This window comes from Sphingomonas sp. AP28, from assembly GCF_056680455.1.
Map to the genome: position 1 here is coordinate 3,000,731 of NZ_CM155283.1, position 23,512 is coordinate 3,024,242.

14 protein-coding genes and 1 pseudogene are annotated in these 23,512 nt (G+C 67.3%); 10 read left to right on the forward strand and 5 right to left on the reverse strand.

The window, feature by feature from the left end; genetic code table 11:
- The first annotated feature begins 1 nt into the window (after position 1).
- From AC1MH0_RS13850 to AC1MH0_RS13865, 4 genes are all read left to right on the forward strand, one after another.
- Positions 2 to 2,038, forward strand: coding sequence for a M3 family metallopeptidase (locus tag AC1MH0_RS13850; RefSeq protein ID WP_480963258.1), 2,037 nt, complete (start codon positions 2 to 4; stop codon positions 2,036 to 2,038).
- Positions 2,035 to 3,096, forward strand: coding sequence for a PLP-dependent cysteine synthase family protein (locus tag AC1MH0_RS13855; protein WP_480963259.1), 1,062 nt, complete (start codon positions 2,035 to 2,037; stop codon positions 3,094 to 3,096). Before AC1MH0_RS13850 ends, AC1MH0_RS13855 begins: the two co-directional genes overlap by 4 nt.
- Positions 3,097 to 3,103: 7 nt before the next feature.
- On the forward strand, positions 3,104 to 6,643 hold the full coding sequence (locus AC1MH0_RS13860) for a hydantoinase B/oxoprolinase family protein (RefSeq protein WP_480963260.1): 3,540 nt from the start codon (positions 3,104 to 3,106) through the stop codon (positions 6,641 to 6,643).
- An 87-nt stretch (positions 6,644 to 6,730) separates the two neighbouring features.
- The gene (locus AC1MH0_RS13865) at positions 6,731 to 9,034 is read left to right on the forward strand and encodes a glycoside hydrolase family 3 C-terminal domain-containing protein (RefSeq protein ID WP_480963261.1); all 2,304 of its coding nucleotides are present in this window, start codon (positions 6,731 to 6,733) and stop codon (positions 9,032 to 9,034) included.
- Positions 9,035 to 9,079: 45 nt separating this feature from the next.
- Here AC1MH0_RS13865 and AC1MH0_RS13870 read toward each other — a convergent pair whose 3' ends face one another.
- Positions 9,080 to 10,165: a sialidase family protein gene (locus tag AC1MH0_RS13870; RefSeq protein ID WP_480963262.1), complete on the reverse strand. Its 1,086-nt coding sequence runs from the start codon at positions 10,163 to 10,165 to the stop codon at positions 9,080 to 9,082.
- Positions 10,166 to 10,171: 6 nt separating this feature from the next.
- Positions 10,172 to 11,986: pseudogene (locus tag AC1MH0_RS13875) on the reverse strand (DUF885 domain-containing protein).
- Between the two features lie 227 nt (positions 11,987 to 12,213).
- Between AC1MH0_RS13875 and AC1MH0_RS13880 the strand changes: the two are divergent.
- On the forward strand, positions 12,214 to 12,378 hold the full coding sequence (locus AC1MH0_RS13880) for a hypothetical protein (protein ID WP_192975145.1): 165 nt from the start codon (positions 12,214 to 12,216) through the stop codon (positions 12,376 to 12,378).
- Between the two features lie 46 nt (positions 12,379 to 12,424).
- On the opposite strand, the gene AC1MH0_RS13885 is transcribed toward AC1MH0_RS13880, so the two are convergent.
- Positions 12,425 to 13,501: a mannose-1-phosphate guanylyltransferase/mannose-6-phosphate isomerase gene (locus AC1MH0_RS13885; protein ID WP_480963263.1), complete on the reverse strand. Its 1,077-nt coding sequence runs from the start codon at positions 13,499 to 13,501 to the stop codon at positions 12,425 to 12,427.
- 161 nt (positions 13,502 to 13,662) lie between these two features.
- On the opposite strand from AC1MH0_RS13885, the gene AC1MH0_RS13890 reads away from it, so the two are divergent.
- The 5 genes from AC1MH0_RS13890 (at position 13,663) to AC1MH0_RS13910 (ending at position 21,345) form a co-directional block, all read left to right on the forward strand.
- On the forward strand, positions 13,663 to 15,051 hold the full coding sequence (locus AC1MH0_RS13890; protein WP_480963264.1) for a TIGR03013 family XrtA/PEP-CTERM system glycosyltransferase: 1,389 nt from the start codon (positions 13,663 to 13,665) through the stop codon (positions 15,049 to 15,051).
- A gap of 19 nt (positions 15,052 to 15,070) precedes the next feature.
- Positions 15,071 to 17,110: an XrtA/PEP-CTERM system histidine kinase PrsK gene (prsK, locus tag AC1MH0_RS13895; RefSeq protein WP_480963265.1), complete on the forward strand. Its 2,040-nt coding sequence runs from the start codon at positions 15,071 to 15,073 to the stop codon at positions 17,108 to 17,110.
- The gene (gene prsR, locus AC1MH0_RS13900; protein WP_480963266.1) at positions 17,107 to 18,465 is read left to right on the forward strand and encodes a PEP-CTERM-box response regulator transcription factor; all 1,359 of its coding nucleotides are present in this window, start codon (positions 17,107 to 17,109) and stop codon (positions 18,463 to 18,465) included. Before prsK ends, prsR begins: the two co-directional genes overlap by 4 nt.
- Positions 18,466 to 18,535: 70 nt before the next feature.
- Positions 18,536 to 20,479 carry a tetratricopeptide repeat protein gene (locus tag AC1MH0_RS13905; protein ID WP_480963267.1) on the forward strand — a complete coding sequence of 648 codons (1,944 nt, stop codon included), beginning with the start codon at positions 18,536 to 18,538 and terminating at the stop codon, positions 20,477 to 20,479.
- 62 nt (positions 20,480 to 20,541) lie between these two features.
- Positions 20,542 to 21,345 carry a DUF815 domain-containing protein gene (locus tag AC1MH0_RS13910; protein ID WP_480963268.1) on the forward strand — a complete coding sequence of 268 codons (804 nt, stop codon included), beginning with the start codon at positions 20,542 to 20,544 and terminating at the stop codon, positions 21,343 to 21,345.
- A gap of 44 nt (positions 21,346 to 21,389) precedes the next feature.
- Here the strand turns inward: AC1MH0_RS13910 and AC1MH0_RS13915 are convergent, their stop codons facing one another.
- On the reverse strand, positions 21,390 to 21,626 hold the full coding sequence (locus AC1MH0_RS13915; RefSeq protein WP_480963269.1) for a hypothetical protein: 237 nt from the start codon (positions 21,624 to 21,626) through the stop codon (positions 21,390 to 21,392).
- 98 nt (positions 21,627 to 21,724) lie between these two features.
- A complete protein-coding gene (locus AC1MH0_RS13920; RefSeq protein ID WP_480963270.1) occupies positions 21,725 to 23,509 on the reverse strand; it encodes an ABC-F family ATP-binding cassette domain-containing protein in 1,785 nt (594 codons plus the stop codon).
- Between the last annotated feature and the right edge of the window lie 3 nt (positions 23,510 to 23,512).

Below are 23,512 nucleotides of genomic sequence, written 5' to 3' on the forward strand. Positions count from 1 at the left end.
CATGACTGCCCCGACGAACCCGCTTCTCGATACGCTGTCGCTGCCCCGTTTCGCCGAACTGTCGCCCGACCAGATTGCGCCTGCGCTGGACGAGTCGATCGCGCGGCATGAAGCGATGGTCGAGGCGCTGACGACCGCGCGGCCGACCGATTTCGCGGGCGCGTGGCTGCCGTACGAGCGCGCGAATACCGAGATCGGCGCGATCTGGTCGGCGGTGTCGCATCTGCACGGGGTGGCGGACACGCCTGAACTGCGCGCGGCGTATTCGGAAGGGCAGAAGCGGCTCGTCGAAAACGACATGAAGGTCGGGCAGAACCGCGATTTGTACGAGGTGTTCGTGGCGCTGAGCGTGTCGCCCGAGTTCGCCGACCTGGCCGTCGAAGACCGGGTCGCGGTCGAGCAGGCGATCCGCGACTTCACGCTGTCGGGCGTGGCGCTGGAGCCCGAGGCGCGCGATCGGTTCAGCGAGATTTCGGTCGAGCTTTCGGGGCTGTCGAACGAGTTTGGTAGCGCGGTGCTCGATGCGACCGATGCGTGGTCGGAACTGGTGACGGACGAGGCGGATCTCGCCGGGATCTCGGATGCGGACAAGGCGATGTTCGCGGATGCCGCCAAGGCGAAGGGGCAGGCGGGCTGGTTGGTCACGCTGCAACAGCCGAGCGTCAACGCGGTGCTGACCTTCGCCGAGAACCGCGACCTGCGCGCGCGCATGTACCGCGCGTTCGCGACGCGCGCGTCGGACCAGGGGCCGAACGCTGGCGAGTTCGACAACAGCGCGCGGATCGCGCGTATCCTCGAACTGCGGCACGAGGGCGCGAAGCTGCTCGGCTTCACCGATCCGGTCGCCTGGTCGCTGGAGACCAAGATGGCGCCGAATGGCGCCGAGGTGATCGCGTTCCTGCGCGATCTGGCGCGCCGTGCTAAGCCGGCGGCGGAGCGTGACTTGGCCGAGCTGAAGACGTTTGCCGCCGAACAGCTTGGGATCGCCGATTTCGAGCCGTGGGATGCGGGTTTCGCGTCGAACCGGTTGCGGCAGGATCGCTATGCGGTCGATGCGCAGGTGGTGAAGGCGTATTTCCCGGTCGAGCGCGTGATGGAGGGCTGGCAGACGCTGATGCAGCGGCTGTTCGGGATCAAGCTGGTCGAGCGTGACGACGTGTCGCTGTATCACGACGATGCGCGGTTCTTCGACGTGGTCGACGAAAGCGGGACGGTGTTCGCCGGGCTGTATCTCGACCTGCATGCGCGCACCGGCAAGCGTGGCGGCGCGTGGATGGCGCAGGCGCGGCCGCGGTTGCACGACGGCAACACCGTGACGGTGCCGGTCGCGTATCTCGTTTGCAACTTTGCGCCTGATGGCGGCGAGACGCCGTCGCTGCTGAGCCACAACGACGTGACGACGCTGCTGCACGAGACCGGGCATTGCATCCACCTGCTCTTCACTAAGGTGAACCGACCGAGCATCGCCGGCACCAATGGCTTCGAATGGGACGCGATCGAGCTGCCGAGCCAGCTGATGGAGGATTTTGCCTGGGACAAGGACGTGCTGACCGGCATGTCCGGCCACTACAAGACCGGCGAGAAGCTCCCCGCCGACCTGTTCGAGCGGATGGTGAAGGCGCGGCATTTCCAAGCGGGGATGTTCATCCTGCGCCAGGTCGAGTTCGCGCTGTTCGACCTGCTGCTGCATCTCGGCACGATGGGCAGCGATCCGATCGAGGTGATCGAGGCGGTGCGCGACGAGGTGGCGGTGATCCGCCCGCCCGCATGGCACCGCTTCCCGCACGCGTTCAGCCACATTTTCGCAGGCGGATACGCCTCGGGATATTACAGCTATCTCTATGCCGAATTACTGGCGGCGGATGGCTTCGAGGCGTTCGCGGAAGCCGGCCTCGTCGATCGCAAGACCGGCGACCGGTTCCGCGAGGAAGTGCTCGCGCGCGGTGCCACGCGACCCGCGGCGGACAGCTTCCGTGCGTTCCGTGGGCGTGACCCCGAGCCGACCGCGATGCTGGTCCGTCACGGGCTGCAAGGGTGACGAAGCGCGTCGACCGGCGCTGGTTGTCGGAGGCGGTGCGGCGGATCGAGGCGGACTATAACCGGTCCGCCGACACGCACCTGATCCGCGTCGACCTGCCGCGTTACCCCGGCATCGTGCTGTACCTGAAGGACGAGAGTTCGCACCCGACCGGCAGCCTCAAGCACCGGCTCGCGCGGTCGCTGTTCCTGTACGCGCTGTGCAACGAATGGATCGGGCCGGAGACGACGGTGATCGAATCCTCCTCGGGGTCGACCGCGGTGTCGGAGGCGTATTTCGCGAAAATGCTCGGGCTGCGCTTCATTGCGGTGGTCCCCGCGACGACCGCCAAGCCCAAGCTTGACGCGATCCGCTTTCACGGCGGCGAGATCCACATGGTCGACGACCCGCGCACCGTCTATGCGGTCTCGCACCGCCTCGCGGCCGAAACCAGCGGGCATTATCTCGACCAGTTCACCTATGCCGAGCGCGCGACCGACTGGCGCGGCAACAACAACATCGCCGAAAGCATCTTCGCGCAGATGGCTGAGGAGGAGCATCCGTGCCCGTCCTGGATCGTCTGCGGCGCGGGGACCGGGGGCACGTCGGCGACGATCGGGCGCTTCATCCGCTATTGCCGTCACGACACCAAACTGTGCGTCGCGGACCCGGTCCACTCGGTCTTCCACCGGCATTTCGAGGACCGATCGGTGGTCGCGTTGCCGGAAGGGTGCGCGTCGCGGATCGAGGGGATCGGACGGCCGCGCGTCGAGCCGAGCTTCGTGCCGAGCGTGATCGACCGGATGATCGCGGTCGAGGACGCCGACAGCATCGGCGCGATGCGGGCGCTGTCCGAGCGGCTCGGCCGGCGCGTCGGTGGCTCGACCGGGACCAACCTCTGGGCGTGCGCGCAGATCGTCGAGGAGATGGCGGCAGCGGGTGAGACGGGCAGCATCGTCACGCTGTTGTGCGATGGCGGCGATCGCTATGGCTGCACCTATTACGACAATTCATGGCTCGGCGATCGCGGGGTCGCGTGGACCGGGGCGGCGGGGCGGATGACGCAATTTCTGGGCTGAGTAACCGATGACCACATGGCAGTTCTGGATCGATCGCGGCGGCACGTTCACCGATGTCGTCGCGCGGCAACCCGACGGACGGATCGTCACCGCCAAGTTGCTGTCGGAAGATCCCGAGCGCTATGATGATGCCGCGGTCGAGGCGATTCGGCGACTGACCGAGGGGGCGGACGTGCCGCTCGAACTGCGGATCGGGACTACGGTCGCGACCAACGCGCTGCTCGAGCGCAAGGGCGAGCCGACGTGTCTCGCGATCACCTGCGGATTTGGCGATGCGCTGCTGATCGGGCACCAGGAGCGGTCCGATATTTTCGCGCGCGACGTGAACCGCCCACCGCCGCTGTTCGCGCATGTGGTGGAGATCGACGAGCGGGTCGGCGCGGAGGGCGACGTGCTCCGGCCGCTCGACGTCGACGCGGCGCGCGCGGGCTTGCAGGCTGCTTTTGATAGCGGACTGCGCGCCGTCGCGATTGTTCTTGTGCACGGCTATCGCTTCACGGCGCACGAGGAGGCGCTGGCGGCAATCGCGGCCGAGATCGGCTTCACGCAGATTTCGGTCAGCCACCGCGTCGCACCTCTGATCAAGCTGATTGGGCGCGGTGATACGACCGTCGTCGATGCGTATCTGTCGCCGGTCGTCGATCGCTATGTCGCGGGACTTAGTGAGGCGCTGGGGCAGGGTGCATTGTTCATGCAGTCGTCGGGCGGACTGGTCGACGGCGCAGGCTTTCGCGGCAAGGACGCGATCCTGTCGGGGCCGGCGGGCGGTATCGTCGGCATGGCCGCGACCGCGCGCGAGGCCGGGTTCGCGCACATCATCGGTTTCGACATGGGGGGCACCTCGACCGACGTCTCGCACTACGCCGGCACGTACGAACGCGACACCGAGACGCTGATCGCCGGCGCCCGCATCCGCGCGCCAATGCTGCGGATCCACACCGTCGCGGCGGGCGGCGGTTCGATCTGCCGGTTCGACGGCGAGCGACTGATCGTCGGCCCCGAGAGCGCGGGTGCGGTGCCGGGGCCGGCGTGTTACCGCCGCGGTGGGCCGCTGACCGTCACCGACTGCAACGTGATGCTCGGAAAAGTGCGCCCTGAATTCTTCCCAGCGCTGTTCGGACCGGCAGGAGACCAGCCCCTCGATGCCGAAGCGGTGGCGGCCCGGTTCGCGGAGTTGCCGCTCGATCCGCAAGTCGCCGCCGAAGGGTTCGTCGCGGTCGCGGTGGCGAATATGGCGAATGCGATCCGGACGATTTCCGTCGCGCGCGGGCATGACGTGACGCGCTATACGCTGGCGTGCTTCGGTGGAGCCGGGGGGCAGCATGCGTGCCTGGTCGCGGATGCGCTGGCGATGGACCGCGTGATGATCCACCCGCTGGCCGGTGTGCTGTCGGCGTATGGGATGGGGTTGGCCGATCGCCGGGTTCTGCGCGAGGCGACCTCGGGCGCAACGTTCACGAATTACGCTGAGATCGTCAAAGCGTTGGAGGGGCTAGCGGAGGCTGCGCGCGAAGCACTGGTAGCCCAGGGCGTCACGGCGGACGACGTTCGGATCGAACTCCGCGTGCATCTGCGGCGAGGCCAGACCGACCACACTATCGAACTCGATCTCGACGACCCGGCAGCAATGATCGTCGCGTTCGACGCCGCGCATATCGTGCAGTTCGGCTTTGCCAGCGAAGCACCGCTGATCGCCGACCGTATCGTTGCCGAAGCCATCGCCGAGAGTCCGCCGATTGCCGCCGCGCTCGTCGCGCTCCCCGAAGAGCCAGCCGCGCCCCTGTCCGTCGCCCCCGTCTATATGGCCGGTGTATGGCACGACACGCCCGTCCTAGCGCGCGAAGGCCTGCCCGCCGGTCACGCCATCGACGGCCCCGCGCTGATCCTCGACAGCGTCTCGACCACCATCGTCGAGCCCGGCTGGCGCGCGCGCGTCGATCCGATCGGCAATCTGATCCTCGACCGCATCGCCCCCCGTGTCGGCGCGAGCATAGGCACCGAGACCGACCCGGTCCGACTGGCGATATTCGCCGGTCTGTTCATGAGCATCGCCGAGGAGATGGGCGCCGCGCTCCAGCGCTCCGCCGCCTCGGTCAACATTCGCGAGCGCCTCGACTTCAGTTGCGCGCTGTTCGACGCGCACGGCAACCTCGTCGCCAACGCCCCGCACATCCCGGTCCATCTGGGCTCGATGGGCGAGAGCATCCGCACGATCATCGACGCGCGGGGCGGCGGTGCAGACGGCCGCGGTATCCGCCGCGGTGACGCCTACGCACTCAATGCGCCGTATCGTGGCGGCACGCACCTGCCCGACATCACTGTCATCATGCCGGTCTTTGCAGATGACGGCGATGCGCCCGCGTTCTTCGTAGCGGCCCGCGGGCATCACGCGGACGTCGGCGGGATTACCCCAGGATCGATGCCCCCCGAGAGCCGGTCGGTCGAGGAAGAAGGCGTGCTGCTCGACGACGTGCTGGTGGTCGACGAAGGGCGGTTCCTCGAAGCCGAACTGCGCGCTGTGTTCGCTGGCGGGCCCTATCCGGCGCGCAACATCGACCAGAACATTGCCGATCTCGCCGCACAGTTGGCAGCCTGCACGCGCGGGGCGGCAGGGCTCGCGCGACTGGCCGATGAGTACGGCACCGACGTCGTCGCGGCCTACATGGAACACGTCCAGGCCAATGCCGACGCCGCCGTCCGGCGCCTGATAGCAACGCTCGATGACGGCGCGTTTGCCTACGAGATGGACGACGGCGCAGTCGTGCGCGTGGCAGTCCGCGTCAATCGCGAGGCTGCGACGATGGAGGTCGACTTCGCCGGTACCAGCGACCAGCGCCCGACCAACTTCAATGCCCCCGTCTCGATCGTCCGCGCGGCCGTTCTCTACGTCGTCCGCGCGCTGATCGACGAGGCGGTACCGCTCAACGACGGCTGCCTGCGCGGTGTGACGATCCGCGTGCCCGAAGGCTCGATGCTCAACCCGCGCTATCCGGCCGCGGTCGTCGCGGGCAACGTCGAAACCAGCCAGGTCGTCACCGACGCGCTGTTCGGTGCGCTCGGTGCGATCGCGGCGAGTCAGGGGACGATGAACAACTTCACCTTCGGCAACGACACGCACCAATATTACGAGACGATCGCGGGGGGAGCAGGTGCGGGTCCCGGCTTCGACGGCGCGTCGGTGATCCAGACGCACATGACCAACAGCCGGCTCACCGACCCGGAAATCTTCGAGACGCGCTTCCCGGTATTGCTCGAAGAGTTCTCGATCCGCGCCGGCTCGGGCGGCGCGGGCGCATACCACGGCGGCGACGGGGCGACGCGGCGCGTGCGCTTCCTCGAGGACATGACCGCCTGCATCCTCGCCAACCGCCGCCGCATCCCGCCGTTTGGGATGGCCGGCGGTGACAGTGGCGGGCTCGGCTCGGCGACGGTCGAGCGCGCGGATGGCAGCGTCGAACGGCTCGGCTCGACGGCCAAAGTCGACATGCACGCGGGTGACGTGTTCGTTATAGGGACCCCCGGCGGGGGTGGCTTTGGCCAGGCGTGAGCGTACACGCGGCGTGCGACGGCTGGTTGCGGTAACGCGACGAACGCGGCACACACGGCATACTAGATTCTCGTGAAAGTGAAGCCCATGACCGCATTCCGTTCCCGCGCCCTGTTCGTCCGCTTGCTCGCGGGATCGGTGCTGGCGATCGCAGCGCCCGCCGTGGCGCAGACGACCAACAACGCACCCGGTGCGGCGGCGGCGCGGACCGAGGCTCCCAAGGCGCGGCCGTGGATGAACACCGCGCTGGGCGCCGATGCGCGTGTCGACCTCCTGCTGAAAGAGATGACGCTCGACGAGAAGCTGCAACTCACCTTCGGATACTTTGCGACCAATGCCGACTGGCTCAAGACGCCGGTCAAGAACTGGGTCTACCCGAAGGACGGCTTGCCCGCGTCCGCCGGGATCGTGCCCGGCATCCCGCGGCTCGGTATCCCCAGCCAGTGGCAGACGGATGCCGGCGTCGGTGTCGCCAGCCAGCGCGGGCCGACGCCGCGGCTGCGTACCTCGCTGCCGTCGGGGATCGCTACCGCGGCGACCTGGAATCCCGAGCTGGCGCAGGCCGGCGGCGCGATGATCGGCAACGAGGCGTTCCTGTCGGGCTTCAACGTGCAGCTTGCGGGCGGGATGAACCTGACGCGCGAGCCGCGGAACGGCCGCAATTTCGAATATGGCGGTGAGGATCCGTTGCTGGCGGGCGTCATTACCGGGCACGAGATCAAGGGGATCCAGTCGCAGCACGTCGTGTCGACGATGAAGCATTACGCGTTCAACGGGCAGGAGACGAACCGCAACAACATCGATCACAAGATCGGCGAACAGGCTGCGCGCCAGTCCGACCTGCTCGCGTTCGAGATCGCCAACGAGGTCGGCCAGCCCGGCTCGGTGATGTGCTCGTACAACCGCGTGAACGGCCATTATGCGTGCGAGAACGACTGGTTGCTCAACAAAGTCCTGAAACGTGATTGGGGCTTCAAGGGCTATGTGATGTCCGACTGGGGCGCGACGCACTCGACCAGCGAGGCGGCCAATGCCGGGCTCGACCAGCAGTCCGGCTGGGCGTTCGATCGCTCGGCGTACTTCGCGGATGCGCTGCGCGAGGCAGTCAACAACGGCCATGTCAGCGAAGCGCGCGCGACCGACATGGCGCGTCGCGTGCTGTGGGGGATGTTCTCCGTGGGCGCGTTCGACACGGTCGTGAGCGGCGACCAGGCGACCAGGATCGACTATGCCGCGCATGCTGCGGTGACTCGCGCGGATGCGGAAGAGGGCATCGTCCTGCTCAAGAACACCGCCGGGCTGCTACCGATCGCCAAGTCGGCCAAGTCGATCCTTTTGATCGGCGCGCATGCCGATGTCGGCGTGTTGTCGGGTGGCGGTTCGAGCCAGGTCTATTCGCACAATGCCCCGGCCAACGGTTTGATCGTGGCGGACGAGTTCCCGAGCGGGTTCCCGGGGCCCAAGACCTATCACGCGTCGTCACCGATGAAGGCGCTGCAGGCGCGGACCGGCGCGAGCGTGACGTATCTCGACGGCAAGGACGTCAAGGCGGCCGCCGCGGCGGCGCGGAACGCGGACGTCGTCATCGTGTTCGGCGAGCAGTGGACCGGGGAGTCGTTCGACGTGCCCGACCTGAACCTGCCGGCTGGCCAGAACGCGCTGATCGACGCGGTCGCGGGGGCGAACGCGAAGACGGTTGTCGTGCTCGAAACGGGCGGGCCGGTGGTGATGCCGTGGCTCAGTAAGGTCGGCGCGGTGCTGGAGGCGTGGTATCCGGGTACGGCTGGCGGCGAGGCGATTGCGCGCGTGCTGACCGGCGAGGTAAACCCGTCGGGGCATCTGCCCGCGACCTTCCCGGCGTCGCTCGCGCAGATCCCGCGCCCGAAGCTCGAAGGCGATCCCAAGCTCGACCGCGATTCGCATCCGATGGGCAATTACGACATCGAGGGCGCCGCGGTCGGTTATAAGTGGTTCGACAAGACCGGCGCCAAACCGCTGTTCCCGTTCGGCTACGGCCTTTCCTACACGAACTTCGCGATGACCGGCCTGACCGCGGCGCCCGCCGGCAAGGGCGTCAAGGCGGACTTTACCGTCCAGAATACGGGTGCGGTGCAGGGCAAGGCGGTTGCGCAGATCTATGTGTCGGGTGCGGGCTGGGAAGCGCCCAAGCGGCTGGGCGGGTTCCGCAAGGTCGATCTGGCACCCGGCAAGAGCCAGACGGTATCGGTGACGATCGATCCGCGGCTGCTCGCGACGTTCGACGTCGCCAGCGGCGGGTGGAAGATCGCCGCTGGCGACTACAAGGTCATGCTGGCGACGTCGGCGGCGGATATCGTGCAGACGGCAACGGTCCGCGTGGCCGCGCAGACGCTCGGCGCGAGCGGCAAGTGATCGGCATCTGAATGTTTGGGGTGCGGTGTTAAACGCCGCCCCCCATCAGTGCAGCAGGCGCGGGTCTACCACGACGTATTTGATGTGCTTGCGATCATAGGTGTAGGTGATCCGGACGAGCCCGTCGCGCGTCTGGACCACCGCGGGATAGGCATAGCCGTCGGGCAGCGGCTCGCTCTCCAGCGTCAGCACCGGATGCCACCGCACGCCATCGTCGGACAAAGCGAGATTGAGCGGCCAGCGCGGTCCGTCGCCCGGACGGTCGGGCCAATGACCGGCGTGGTTGTACACGATCAGCTGTCGCCCATCGCGCAGCGTCACCGCATCGGTGCCCGCGTTCGGGTTGGGAAGGTCGATCGCGGCGAGCGGCGACCAGGTCCGACCGGTATCCTTCGACCAGCTCATCGCGAGTGCGCCCTGGCGGGTACGGGCGATCAGTTCGAGCCGCCCGTCGGGATAGGACAGCACGCTGGGCTGGATCGCCTCGATATGCATCGGCGAGGCGATCGGCGGCTCGACCGTCCAGTGCGCGCCGCGATCGGTGCTAAGTTCCATGCGGAGCGACCAGTAATTGGCCTCCGCGGTGCCTTCCTCGCGGCTCGACGGTGCAAGCCAGCTGCCGTCGCGGAGCACGACGGGCTTGTTCTTGATCGGCCCCAGGACGCCGTCGGGCAGGCGTTCCGGCTTGCTCCAGCTCCGGCCGTCGTCGGTCGAGCGGATCACCATGCCCCACCATGCGCGCGGGTTCGGCCCGACCTTGTAGAACAGGCGGAGATCGCCGGGGGCGGGCTGGAACAGGACCGGGTTCCAGGTGGGAAGGCGGCGACCGTGGGGGCCGACACCCGACGCTACCGGCTTGGGGGCAGTCCATTCGCCGCCCGCGCCGCCGTTGCTGCGCGACGTCCAGATGCGGACGTCGGCATCGCCTTCGCCCGATCCCGCGAACCAGGCGGCCATCAGGCTGCCGTCGGCGAGTTGCACGATCGTCGAGGCGTGCGCCTGCGGGTAGGGGGCGTGCGCGTCGATCAGTTCGGCCTCGAGAATGGCGTCCGACGGGGATGGCCGCGGGGGATCGTCGCGAGCACCGGCCCCCGACAGCACCGCCGCCATCCCGATGATCGCGGCCTTCACGCCGTTTTACGCCCGCCCGCGAACCGCTGCGATCCGTTCGTCCACGCGGCGTTCCAAGATCGTGAGCGGCATCGCCCCTTCCTTCAGGATATCGTGGAACTGCTTCAGGTCGAATGTGTCGCCCAATGCGGCCTTCGCCTTCATCCGTGCGCGCGTCCATGCCATGTGGCCGACCTTGTAGCTGCACGCCTGGCCTGCCTGCGTGCAGTAGCGTTCCACCTCGCGCTGCGTGCGCGGCCGCGCGAAGCCTGTCGTCGCGACCATGTAATCGGTCGCCTTCTCGCGGCTCCAGCGTTTCGCGTGGATGCCGGTATCGACCACCAGTCGCGTCGCGCGGAACAGGAACGACTGGAGATACCCGGCGCGCTCCAGCGGCGACGCATAGGCACCGAGTTCGTCGGCGAGTTGCTCCGCATACAACGCCCAGCCTTCCGAATAGGCCGAGAAGAAGCCGATCTTGCGCAGCGTCGGGATGTCCTTCGATTCCTGCGCGAGGCTGATCTGGAGGTGATGTCCCGGCACGCCCTCGTGATAGGTGAGCGACGGCAGCGTGTATTTCGGCCAGTCGCCGACGTCCTTCAGATTGACGAAGTAGATCGCCGGACGGCTGCCATCGAGTGAGGCGCGGTTGTAATAGCCGTTCGATGCCCCGTCCTGGATCTCGACCGGGACCGCACGGATTTCGAGCGGCTGGGTCGGCACTTCGGAGAACGCCTGGGGCAGCTTCGCGTACATCGCCTTGATGCCGTCGTTCAGGCCGGCGATCAGCTCGGTGCGCCCTTCCGCGGTGTTCGCGTAGAGCTGGTCCGGCGTCACGTTCAGCTTGGCGAGCCGTTCGCCGACGGTACCGGTCGCGAAGCCTTGCGACTTCAGGATCGTGTCGAGCTGCGCGGTGATTTCCGCCACCTGCGCCAGGCCGATGCGGTGGACCTCGTCCGGGCTCATCGTCGTGGTGGTCGCCTGGTTCAGCGCCATCGCGTAGATCGCGTCGCCGTTGGGAACGCGCCAGATGCCGTCGCCGGGCTTGGTGGTCGGCTTCAATCGCTCGATCAGCGCGATCTGGCGGTCGAGCGCGGGATACACCTTGCTGTCGACAATCTTGGCGGCGCGCGCCTGCCAGTCGCCGGTGAGGCCCTTGGCGGCGGCGCGCTTGACCAGCGACTGGACGATGCTCGACGTGGCCGCCGGCTGGCTCCGTAGTTTGCGCATCTGGCCGAGCGTCAGGTCGAGCGACCAACCGGGCGCGAGCAGGCCGCGTGCCGCCTCCGCCTGCTGCATCGCACTTTCCTGATCCAGGACCGTGCCGAATTGGTCGAGCCGCGACAGATACGCCTCGGCATCGGGCGTCGCGTTGATCGTATGGGCGGTGTTGAGGAAGTCCGGGACCTGAAAATAGGCGCCGCCCTGCTGGAAGATCCGGTAGGGGCGGATCGGGCTGTCCATGCCGAATTTCTCGGGCGCGGCGATCTGTGTGGCGAGCGACTAGCGCACGACTTCGAGGTTCAGCTTGGCGGCAGGCGACAGGCCCGCGCCGTCATAGCGCGCCAGGCTGGTGAGCGCCGCCTTCGTCTCGGCGATGTCGCGTGCGCGCTTGTCGGGTGTGCGTGGCGACAGTTGCCCCTTCAGCAATGCGAGAGGCCCCTTGTCGAGACCCAGCGACGTCGCGAGTTCGGGCGACCGCGCCACGCTGCGCTGGAATATCCGCTCGAAATCGGCGTTGAGCGCGGTGTCGCCGCTCGACTGCGCGAAGGCCGACGACGGCAGCAGCGTGGTGGCGAGTGCGGCCACACCCCCCGACGCGAGGAACTGACGACGATCCATGACGAACTCTCCCGTGAACTTTCGCGCATCTAAGCCGATCGCCACGCGGACCGCCAGCGCTTCCCGACCCAGGATCCCGGCGCGTCTGCGACAAGAACCGGCGCGGAACAGTCGGCCATGGCGAAACCGCCGGAACCGCAGCGCGTATCGTCGGTTTGACCCGAGAGCCCGGCGGTGTCCTTACCCCCCGAAGGATGCCGTCGGGTGTATGCGTAGGTGAGGTAGACGTGCGAAACGAGACATCCAGGCGTGAAGCCGGCGCACGATTGCACGATGTCGGCGAAACGCTGCGCTCGTCCTGGCAGACGCCGACCGACACGATGATCACCGAGGACATCCCGACGCTGCTGACGCGGCTGTCTCAGGTGCCGAAGACCCGCAAAAAACCGTAGTCCGATCGGTCCGGCGCGCGACCGGACCGATGCCCGTTTCCGGTTCTCAGCTCTTCGGCACTGCGTTCTTCATCGCCTCGATCAGCTTCTTCACTTCCTGGCTGCGGCCGCGTGGCATGATCAGGATGTCGTTGCCGCTGGCGACGACGATCAGGTCCTCGACCCCGACCAGCGAGATGCGGACGCCGTCGCTGCGGACGAAGCAGTTCTTCGTATCGATCGCGAGCACATCGCCGTCGCCGTGGCTGCGGTGCGCGTTGCCGTCGTCGTCGGTGTCGCTGATCGCGTGGAGCGCATCCCAGCTGCCGACGTCGTTCCAGCCCATCGCGACCGGCACGACCGCGACCCGGTCGGCCTTTTCCATCACCGCGTAATCGATCGAATCGTCCGGCGAGGCGGCGAAGGCGACCGCGTCGGGGTATATGCGAGTTCCTTCGGTACGCGCCTTGTCCATCGCCTCCTGCGTGGCGGTCAGGATGCCCGGATCGAACTGCGCGAGTGCTTCGAGATAGGCGTCGGCGAGGAACAGGAAGATGCCGCCGTTCCAGGCATGATCGCCGCTCGCCAGCATCGACTGCGCCTTGTCGAGCGGGGGCTTCTCGACGAAGCGCGCGACGCGATTGACGCCGGGCTGGAGCTCGTCGCCGATCTGGATCCAGCCATAACCGGTCTCGGGTGCGTCCGGCGCGATACCGAACGTGACGAGCCAGCCTTGCGTGACGAGCGGCATCGCCGCCTCGATCGCGGCGTGGAAGGCCGGAACGTCGCCGATGACGTGGTCGGACGGCATCACCAGCAGTGCGTCGCCGCCACCGCCCGCAGCGATCGCGGCGAGCGCGATGGCGGGCGCGGTGTTGCGGCCGATCGGCTCGAGGATCAGTGCCTGCGGCGTTGCGCCGGCCTCGGCCAGCTGCTGCTCGACCAGGTCGGCGTGACGGGCATTGGCGACCACGATCGGCGCGGCGAAGCGATCGCCGAACGCGCGACCCGCGGTCAGTTGCAGCATCGTCTCGTCCGCCGTCAGCGCCAGCATCTGCTTGGGCATTTCGGGGCGCGACATCGGCCAGAGGCGCGTGCCCGAACCGCCTGACAGAATAACGGGAACGATCTTACGTGCGGTCATGATGCCTCCTGCTGGCGCCGAGCTATAACGCGGCAATTTCGCGCGCCAATCGCCGAATGATCGGATTGGCAGGCCGTCTTCAGGCTTTTTTGGTGTTTTACTGCGAAACGTAGCGATCAGGTGTCGGAAGCGTTTACATTGGTGCGTCGGGATAGCGAACGATGATACGGCTCTTCAAGCATTACGTACCCTATGCGGTCCTCCTGCTCGGCCTTGTCGATGCGGTGCTGTTGATCGCGTCGGCGGAGATCGGTTGGATCATCCGCGCGCACCAGATCGGCATGGTCGTGGCCCCGATCCATACGCGAATCGCACAGTTGCTGACGTTCGCGCTCGCGTTGCAGGTCGCGTTGGTCGCGGTCGGGGCGTACGGCGTCGCGTCGTTCCTGTCGCTGCGCTTTGCCGCCGCGCGGCTGGCGGTGGCGCTGTCGCTCGGCGTGATGTTCCTGTCGCTGATCTTCTTCCTCGTCCCCCCGCTCGCGCTGTGGCGATCGAACCTGCTGTACGCGACGGTGATCGCGACGGTGCTGATGGTTGCGGTTCGCGCCTTGCTCGGCAAGACGCTCGGGGGCGAGACGTTCAAGCGACGGATCGTCGTGCTCGGCGCGGGCACGCGTGCCGCGCGGATCGAGATGCTGGCCGAACAGCCCGGCGTGAACTTCGTCGTCGCGGGCTTCGTCCTGATGGGCGAGGCGGACCCCGTCGTCAAAGGCGCGATGCCGCGCGCCGACATCCCCAATCTCGCCGCGCATATCGTCGATCAGAATGCGAGCGAGGTCGTGCTGGCGCTCGACGAACGCCGCAACGCGCTGCCGATGAAGGATCTGCTCCGGGTTCGCACCACCGGCGTGCAGGTGAGCGAGATATCGAGCTTCCTCGAACGCGAGACGGGGCGAATCGACCTGAAGAGCGTCAATCCGTCCTGGCTGATCTTCTCGGACGGGTTCGCCTCCAGCCGGATGCTGTCGAGCGTATTCAAGCGCGCGTTCGACATCGTCGCCAGCGGGCTGCTGCTGATCGTCACGCTGCCGATCATCCTGATCACCGCGGTCGCGATCAAGCTCGAATCGAAGGGTCCCGCTTTCTATCGGCAGCGTCGTGTCGGGCTTTATCACGAGGGGTTCGACATCCTGAAGCTGCGGTCGATGCGGCAGGATGCGGAGGTCGCGGGCAAGGCGGTCTGGGCGGCGGAGGACGATCCGCGGATCACGCGTATCGGTCGGTTCATCCGGAAGGTTCGGATCGACGAGCTGCCGCAGACCTGGACCGTGCTGAAGGGCGAGATGAGCTTCGTCGGCCCCCGTCCGGAGCGGCCGCAGTTCGTCCAGCAGCTCGAGGAGCAACTGCCATTCTATGCCGAGCGGCACATGGTGAAGCCCGGGATCACGGGCTGGGCGCAGATCAATTATCCGTATGGCGCGTCTATCGAGGATGCGCGGCACAAGCTGGAATACGATTTGTATTACGCGAAGAATTATTCGCCGTTCCTCGACATGCTGATCCTGTTGCAGACTCTCCGCGTGGTGTTGTGGCCGGCGGGCGCGCGGTGATTTTTGTAGCTGACCGCGCGTGATCACGACCTTGGTCCTGTGGAGCCATGCGCTTGCCGCGTTGCTGTTCGGCGCGGTGGCGCTCGGGCAGATGCGGCGGCCGAGCGGGCATTGGCCGCATCGCGCGTTGCTGGCGGGGCTGATCGCGACGAGTCTTTGGGCGCTCGCGGTCGCGGGGATCGGGGCGCAGGACATCGCGACTCGCGTCGCGGCCAGCGTTCGCGATGTCGCTTGGCTCGGGTTCATGCTGGCAATGGTGCGGCGCGATCGTACGGGCAACCGGGCGCTGGACGCGGTGTATCTGGTGGTGATGACGCTTGCCGGAGCGGCGGCACTGCTCGCGTTCGTGGAAATGGCCGTGGTGCATGACGAGGCGTTCGCCGCAGTCGCGTCCGCCCGCGCGATGCTCGGCATGATGGGGGCGGTGAGCGCGCTCGTACTTACGCATCACCTGTATCAGGCCGCGCCGACATCGCGGGGCGGCGTCCGGCTCGTGATGCTGTCGCTTGCGGCGATGTGGGGCGTCGACCTGCTGGTGGCGGCCTTGGCCTATGCCTCGACGGTGGCAGCGCCGATCGCGTTCGTCGCGCGGGGCGTCGTGATGATCGGTGTCGCGGCTCTGCTCGTCGTCGGCGTGCATCGCAGCGGCGAGTGGACGCTCGCCTTGTCGCGACCGATCGCGGTGCGCGCCTTGTCGGCGATCGCGCTGGTCCTCTACGCGGGCATCACCGCGCTTGCGACCGCCATCGTCGCCAGCCTTGCCGGTCCCTATGCGCGGGTGGCGCAGACGGCGATCGTGTTCGGTGCGACGGCGATGGTGGTGGCGCTGCTGTCGACGCCCTGGTTGCGGGCATGGGCTAAGGTGAAGGTGGCCAAGCATTTGTTTCGCCACCGCTATGACTATCGTGCGGAGTGGCAGCGCTTCACCGATACGCTAGGTCGACCCGATTCCGGCGCGGAGTCGCTCGATTGTCGCGTGGTGAAGTCGATCGCGGACCTGACCGACTCGCCTGGGGGGCTGTTGCTGGTGCCCGATGGGGCGTCGCTGGGTCCGGGTGCGACATGGAACTGGGTTGGAGTCGCCGATGGTCCGCGCGACGAGACATTGGCGCGGTATCTCGCGCAAGACGCGCGGATCGTCGAACTGGACCGCGTCCGTGCAGGCACTGCGCCTGGCGACGACGTGGCGAGCGTTCCGGACTGGCTCCGCGACTGTCCCGAGGCGTGGGCGATCGTGCCTCTGGTGCACGGCGGGACGCTGGTTGGCGCGATCGTGCTGGCGCGCCCGCCGGTCGACCGGGCGCTCGACTGGGAGGATTTTGACTTGCTCCGAGTCGCGGGTCGGCAGGCGGCGAGTTACCTTGCCGAGGATCGCGCGCATGCGGCGCTGGCGGATGCGGCGCGGTTTGACGAGTTCAACCGCCGGTTCGCGTTCATCCTGCACGATATCAAGAACCTCGTCAGCCAGTTGACGCTGGTCGCCCGCAACGCCGAGCGGCATGCCGACAACCCCGACTTCCGCGTCGACATGGTCGCTACCCTGAAGGACTCGTCCGATCGCATGAACGTACTGCTCGCGCGCCTTTCGCAGCACGGACCGGTCCGCGGCGAACCGTTGCAGCCGCTCGACGTCGCCGCGATCGTCGAGCGAGTCGCGACCGGCCGCAAGGCGCAGCACCCGATCGTCGCGCAGGGCGGTCCGGCTTGGGCGCTCGGGCACGCGGTGCGCCTCGAACAGGTGCTGGGGCAGCTGGTCCAGAATGCGGTCGAGGCTAGTGGTGCGGATGCGCCAGTCCTGCTGGCGGTCGACAGCGTCGGCGATCAGGTGGCGATCGACGTGATCGACCATGGTTGCGGTATGACGCCGGGCTTCGTGCGCGATCAGCTGTTCAAGCCGTTCGTGTCGTCCAAGCCCGCGGGGTTCGGGATCGGCGCGTTCGAGGCGCGGCAACTGGTGCATGCGATGGGCGGATCGCTCGACATCGTCAGCCGGGAGGGAGAGGGCACGCGCTTCCGCATTCTCCTGCCCGCGGTCGCGGCGTTGGAGGTAGCGGCGTGAGCGATAACGAGCGTCCCGTCCTGCTGATCGTCGAGGACGACCTCGGTCTGCAGCGACAATTGCGCTGGGCGTATGAGGGCTATGAGATCGTCGTGGCGAGCGACCGTGCGCAGGCGCTAGATGCGGTGCGCGCGCATGAGCCCGCGGTCGTCACGCTGGACCTCGGCCTGCCGCCCGATCCGGACGGCGTCACCGAAGGGTTTGCCACGCTGCGCGACATCCTCGCGATGAAGCCGGATACCAAGGTGATCGTCGCCTCCGGGCACGGCGCGCGCGAAAGTGCGTTGCAGGCCATCGCTGACGGTGCCTGGGACTTCTACGCCAAGCCGATCGACATCGACGCGCTTGGTATGATCGTCAGCCGCGCGTTCCATGTCCATGCGCTGGAGACCGAAAACCGCAGGCTTGCCGCGCGGATCGACGCGGGCGGGTTCGGCGGGTTGATCAGCGCTTCGCCCGAGATGGCGGTGGTGACCCGCATGCTGGAGCGGGTCGCGCCCGCCAATGTCTCGGTGATGCTGCTCGGGGCGAGCGGCACCGGCAAGGAACTGCTGGCGCGCGGGTTGCACGATGCGTCACCGCGGTCACGGGGGAATTTTGTCGCGATCAACTGCGCGGCGATTCCGGAAACTTTGCTGGAAAGCGAGCTGTTCGGTCATGAGAAGGGTGCGTTCACCGGCGCGGTGAAGACCACCGAGGGCAAGATCGAGCAGGCCGCGGGCGGGACGCTGTTCCTCGACGAGATCGGCGACGTGCCGCTCACGCTCCAGGTAAAGCTGTTGCGGTTCCTTCAGGAGCGCGTGATCGAGCGGGTCGGCGGCCGGAAAGCGATCCCGGTCGATACGCGCATCGTCTGCGCGACTCACCAGAACGTCGACGCGATGGTCGCGGACGGGCGGTTCCGCGAGGACCTGTATTACCGGCTCGCGGAGATCGTCGTGCGGATACCGGCATTGGCCGCGCGGACCGGCGACGCGGTGCTGCTCGCGCGGCACTTCGTCACGCGCTATGCTCGGACGATGAACCCCGTCGTCACCGGCCTGGCCCCCGATGCGCGTGCCGCGATCGACGGCTGGGGCTGGCCTGGCAACGTCCGCGAGCTGGAGAACCGGATCAAGCGCGCGGTCATCATGGCCGACGGCAAGCTCGTCACGGCGGCCGATCTCGACCTCGACGGCAAGGGCGAGGAGGCCGCCGCGCTCAACCTGCGTGCCGCCCGCGAACTCGCCGACCGGAAAGCGATCCGCCAGGCGCTGGCGCGCGCCGACGGCAATATCTCGGGCGCATCACGGTTGCTCGGGATCAGCCGTCCGACCCTGTACGACCTCCTGAAAAGCTATGATCTCCATGCTTGAGACCGGATCCGCGGCGACGCGCACGCATCGGTATCCGTTGCTGCGTCGGGGCAGGCGTCGGCGCCTCGACGTGCGCAGAATCGTCGCCGCCCGCTATACGCGGCTGGTCGCGATCGGCGTCCTGTGCCTGCTGATCGTGGGAGTCGCGATCGCGCTCGCGACACGTCCGCCGAAACCAGATGCGCGACGGTCGCTGGCCGACAGCCTGACGACGCTGGCGGCGGGGAACTACAGTGCCGCGCGGACCAACGCGCAGGCCGCGATCAAAGCTGCCCCGACGCTGGGGATCGCGCATGCGGTGCTGGCGCGCGCGTATCTCGAACTCGGCGACGGACTTGCGGCGGAGGCGGAACTGGCGCGGGCGACCGACGCGGGGTTGCCCGCGGATCGCCTGCATCAGCTTCAGGCACATGCGCGATTGCTGCAGGGCGACCCAGATGGCGCGATCGACGAGGCGGCGCAGGCGCAACCGCGGTATGCCGGTTACGCCGCGCGAATCCAGGCGCGCGCGCTGGCGTCGCAAGGCAAGCCGGTGGAGGCGCAGGCGGTGCTTCGGGCGCTGGTGGAGCAGGTGCCGAACGATGGCGCGGCGTGGACGGATCTTGGCCGCATCCGATTGACGACGGGCGATGTGGGCGGCGCATTGGTCGCTGCTGCCCGCGCGGTGACGCTGGCGCGGGGCGAACCTTCGGCGCTGACGTTGCAGGGGGAGGTCATTCGCAGCCGCTACGGGCTCGTTGCCGCGCTACCGTGGTTCGAGGCAGCGTTGCAGCGCGACGCCTATTATCACCCCGCGCTGATCGAATATGCGGCGACGCTGGGCGAGGCGGGGCGGAATGCCGACATGCTGGCGGCGACGCATCGCGCGCTGTTGGCGCGGCCGGGCAGCCCGCAGGCGTTGTACCTTCAGGCGGTATTGGCCGCGCGCGCAGGACGCATCGACCTGGCGCGCGGGCTACTGCAGCGAACCGGTGGCGCGGTTGCCGGTTTGGCGGGTGCGATGTTGCTGTCGGGCAGTCTCGACTATGCGCAGGGCAAGTTCGAACAGGCGGCGGTCACGTGGCGACAGTTGGTCGCGATCCAGCCGCTCAATGTGACCGCGCGCCGATTGCTCGGTGCGGCGTTGCTCCGGTCGGGGGACGCGCAGGCGGCGCTTGACGTCCTCCGGCCAATCGCGCTGCGTGGCGATGCCGACCGCTATTCGCTGTCGGTGATCGCGCGGGCGTTCGAGGCGACCGAGGATCCACAGACCGCCGCGCAGTTCCTCGATCGGGCGGCGGGGGGGCGGACAGCGCCCGCTGCGATTTTCGCCACCGACGATTCGGTCGGTGCGCTGCTGGCCGACGCCGATGCGGCGTCGAGCGACCCGACTTATATGTTGGGTGTGATCCGCGCCCAAGTTGCGCGGGGGGATACCGCCGGTGCGATCGCTCGGGCGCGTGCGCTTGTCGTGGCGGGGCCGGGCGCACCGGCGGCGCAGCTGGCGCTCGGTGATTCGCTCGTCGTGGCGGGACGGTACGCCGAGGCTGCCCAGGTCTATGCACGGGCGGCGGATCTGTCGTTCGACGAGCCGACGATGTTGCGGCTGGTCGATGCGCTGGGGCGGGCCGGGCGCGCACAGGACGCTGCGGCCTCGCTGGCGCTGTATCTGTCGCAGAACCCACAAAGCCTCACCGGATTGCGCCTGCTGGGTCATTGGCAGGTCGCGTCGGGAGACTGGGACAAGGCGATCGAAACGCTGGAAGGCGTGCGGCGCCGGGTTGGCAATCGCGACGGCGGGATATTGATCGATCTCGCCCTCGCCTATGCCGGCAGCGACGACGGGGCCATCGCGGTGCGCTACGGCAAGGCCGCGTATATGCTGTCACCGATGAATGCGGCAGCGGCGGATGCCTATGGTGTCGCGCTGGCGGCGGACGGGAACAGCGAAGGCGCACGCCAACTGCTCGACAAGGCGGTCCGGCTCGCCCCGGGCGATGCGGCGATCGCGAGCCATCGCCGCCAGCTTGGCTGAATGCCGCTTGCCCTGCCGCTAGAACTCTTGCCTCCTCGGAAGCGGGTCGTCAGAAGCCGCGCATGACCGATCCGCTGGACCGCATCGCCGCCGCGCTTGAACGCCTGTCGCCACCCCCGCCGCCGGCCGCCGATCCGCGCGCGCACCCTGCCTATGTGTGGCGTGGTGGGGGGCTGCAGCCGGCCCGGGGTTTTGCACCGTTGCCGTTGGATATGCTGATCGGTGTCGATCGACAGAAGGCATCGCTGCTGGCCAATCTGCGGCATCTCGCGGCGGGGCATGCCGCGCAGGACGTCCTGCTGTGGGGTGCGCGGGGAACCGGCAAGTCGGCACTCGTCAAAAGTGCGGTAGCGGACGTGCAGGATTCAGGCGGCGATATCGCGTTGGTCGAGGTCACCGAACTTGCCGGACTGCCGACGCTGTTCGCGGCGTTAACGCAGGTGAGGCGCGCATTCGTCGTATTCGTCGACGACCTCGGGTTCGACGTCCCGGCAGAGGCGCGTGCGCTTCGATCGATGCTGGAGGGTGGGGCGGAACCTCGGCCAGCCAATGTGCGGCTGCTGGTTACCGCCAATCGACGGCATCTGGCACCGCGCGACATCGCCGAACAGGAAAGTGCAATCAATCCGCGCGATTCGGCGGACGATCATCTGGCGCTGTCGGACCGCTTCGGCCTGAACCTAGGCTTTCATGCGCTTGATCAAGAAGGATATCTGGCGATCGTTGCGGCCTATGCGGCGACACATGATCTGAAGTTCGAACCGGGCGAGGCCATCGGTTGGGCTACACGTCGGGGCAGCCGCTCGGGCCGCGTCGCGTGGCAATATATAGTCGATCTAGCCGGTCGCGCTGGCAAGGCGTTGTAACCTTCAAAACGGTGGGCCGACGCCGAAGCGCCGGCCCGGCAACATCAGTTGCTGTCCGAATTGTCGTCCTTGACGATCGCGACAACGCCGATCGCGACAACGCCAGCTGCGATCAGGAGGGCGAAGATGCCGCCGCCGCCTGCGAGCTCGTTCTTGCCGGACGTTGCCGAGCCAACGCGTGCGTTCGCAACCGACAGGCTGGCAGGAGCAGCCGACGCTGCAACCGAGGTGGTCATCATTGCAACGGCAAGTGCGCCGCCGGTAAGGGCCTTGAGCTTCATATACATCTCCGGAATAAACAAACAGAACTGCCGCAACGCAGCAATTAGTCGGTAGTTCCCGTATTGCTCAAAGATAAAAAGGTCCAGCTAAATCGAGTTCAAGACGTGCCCTCAACCATTTCTGCAAGCTCGAGCCAGCGTAGCTCTGCAGCTTCCTTTTCAGCGCGTGCAGCGTCCATGGCCTTGGTCAGCTTCGCGAACGTGGCATTGTCCCGCATGTAGAGATCGGGCTTGGCAAGCTTGATCGCATCAGCCGCCATCTGCGCGTCGAGTTCCTCGATCCGCTTGGGCAGCATGTCGTAGTCGCGCTGGTCCTTGTAAGTCAGCTTCGCGCGGGGGGCGGCAGCGACGGCGGGAGCAGTCGCCGAGACCTTCTTCGACGCACGTTTGCCGGTGGTCGTCGAGACTCGACGCTTTTCCCAGTCCTCGTAGCCGCCTGCGACGACATCCACGGTGCCCGAGCCGTCGAGCCCAAGCGTGATCGTCACGGTCCGGTCGAGGAAGTCGCGATCATGGCTGACGATCAGTACGGTGCCGTCGTAATCGCCAATCACCTCCTGCAACAGGTCCAGCGTCTCGAGATCGAGATCGTTGGTCGGCTCGTCGAGCACCAGCAGGTTGGAGGGCTTGGCGAACTCGCGCGCCAACAGGAGTCGCGAGCGTTCTCCACCCGACAGCGAGCCGATCTTCGCGTCGACCATGTTGGGGTCGAACAGGAAGTCCTTCAGATACCCGTGGATGTGCTTGCGCACGCCGAGCACGTCGATCCATTCGCCGCCATCGACGACGACTTCGCGGACCGTCTTCTCGGGTGCCATCAGGCTGCGCTGCTGGTCGATCACCACCGCGTCCAGGGTCTGCGCGAGCTTGATCGTGCCGCTGTCGGGCTGGATCTCGCCGGTCAGCAGCTTGAGCAAGGTCGACTTGCCTGCGCCGTTACGGCCTACGATGCCGATGCGGTCGCCCCGCGTTACACGGAGCGTCAGGTCGCCGATGATCGTACGGTCGCCGTAGACCTTGGTGACGTTCTTCGCGTCGATCACGACCTTCGACTTGGTGTCGTCGCTCGCGGTAGTGAGGTTCGCCGAGCCCTGCGGTCCGATCATCGAGGCGCGTTCGGCGCGCATCTCGTGCAGCTTGGTGAGACGCCCCTGGTTGCGCTTGCGCCGCCCGGTGACGCCGCGAAGCAGCCAATGCTCCTCCAGCTTCAGCCGCGCATCGAGCTTCTCGGCCTGGCGCTGTTCCTCGGCATAGACCTGCTCGGTCCACGCCTCGAACCCGCCGAAGCCGATCTCCGCACGCCGGATTGCGCCGCGATCGAGCCACAGCGTCTGCTTGGTGAGCCGCGTCAGGAAGGTCCGGTCATGGCTGATCACGACGAACGCGCCGCGGAAGCGCTTGAGCCAGTCCTCGATCCATTCGATCGCGCCGATGTCGAGATGGTTGGTCGGCTCGTCGAGCAGCAGCACGTCGGGGTCCTGCGACAGCGCGCGGACGATTGCCGCGCGGCGCCGCTCGCCGCCGGATGCGGAAGCCGCTTCGCGCGACAGGTCGATGCCGAGCTGGTCGGCGATCGAATCCGCCTCGTAGTTCACCGGCGCATCGTCGCCCGCCATCACGTAATCGCGCAGCGTGGCGAAGCCGCGCAGGTCGGGCTCCTGCTCCAGGATGACGACGCGGGTGCCGGGGACGATCGTCCGGCGTCCCTCGTCCGCCTGGACGCTGCCGCCGAGCAACTTCAGCAAGGTCGTCTTGCCGGCGCCGTTACGGCCGATCAGCGCGAGCCGGTCGCGCGGTCCGATATGGATGTCGAGATTGCGAAAGAGCCATCCCGAGCCCTGGACGAGTCCGAGGCCTTCGTATGCTAAGATTGGTGCTGCCATGTT

Excerpts from the sequence above, each read along its gene's own strand:
- AC1MH0_RS13850 (WP_480963258.1), top strand. The coding sequence starts at position 2 with ATGACTGCCCCGACGAACCCGCTTCTCGATACGCTGTCGCTGCCCCGT.
- AC1MH0_RS13910 (WP_480963268.1), top strand. The coding sequence starts at position 20,542 with ATGACCGATCCGCTGGACCGCATCGCCGCCGCGCTTGAACGCCTGTCG.
- AC1MH0_RS13885 (WP_480963263.1), bottom strand. The coding sequence starts at position 13,501 with ATGACCGCACGTAAGATCGTTCCCGTTATTCTGTCAGGCGGTTCGGGC.
- AC1MH0_RS13860 (WP_480963260.1), top strand. The coding sequence starts at position 3,104 with ATGACCACATGGCAGTTCTGGATCGATCGCGGCGGCACGTTCACCGAT.
- AC1MH0_RS13890 (WP_480963264.1), top strand. The coding sequence starts at position 13,663 with ATGATACGGCTCTTCAAGCATTACGTACCCTATGCGGTCCTCCTGCTC.
- AC1MH0_RS13920 (WP_480963270.1), bottom strand. The coding sequence starts at position 23,509 with ATGGCAGCACCAATCTTAGCATACGAAGGCCTCGGACTCGTCCAGGGC.
- AC1MH0_RS13915 (WP_480963269.1), bottom strand. The coding sequence starts at position 21,626 with ATGAAGCTCAAGGCCCTTACCGGCGGCGCACTTGCCGTTGCAATGATG.
- AC1MH0_RS13865 (WP_480963261.1), top strand. The coding sequence starts at position 6,731 with ATGACCGCATTCCGTTCCCGCGCCCTGTTCGTCCGCTTGCTCGCGGGA.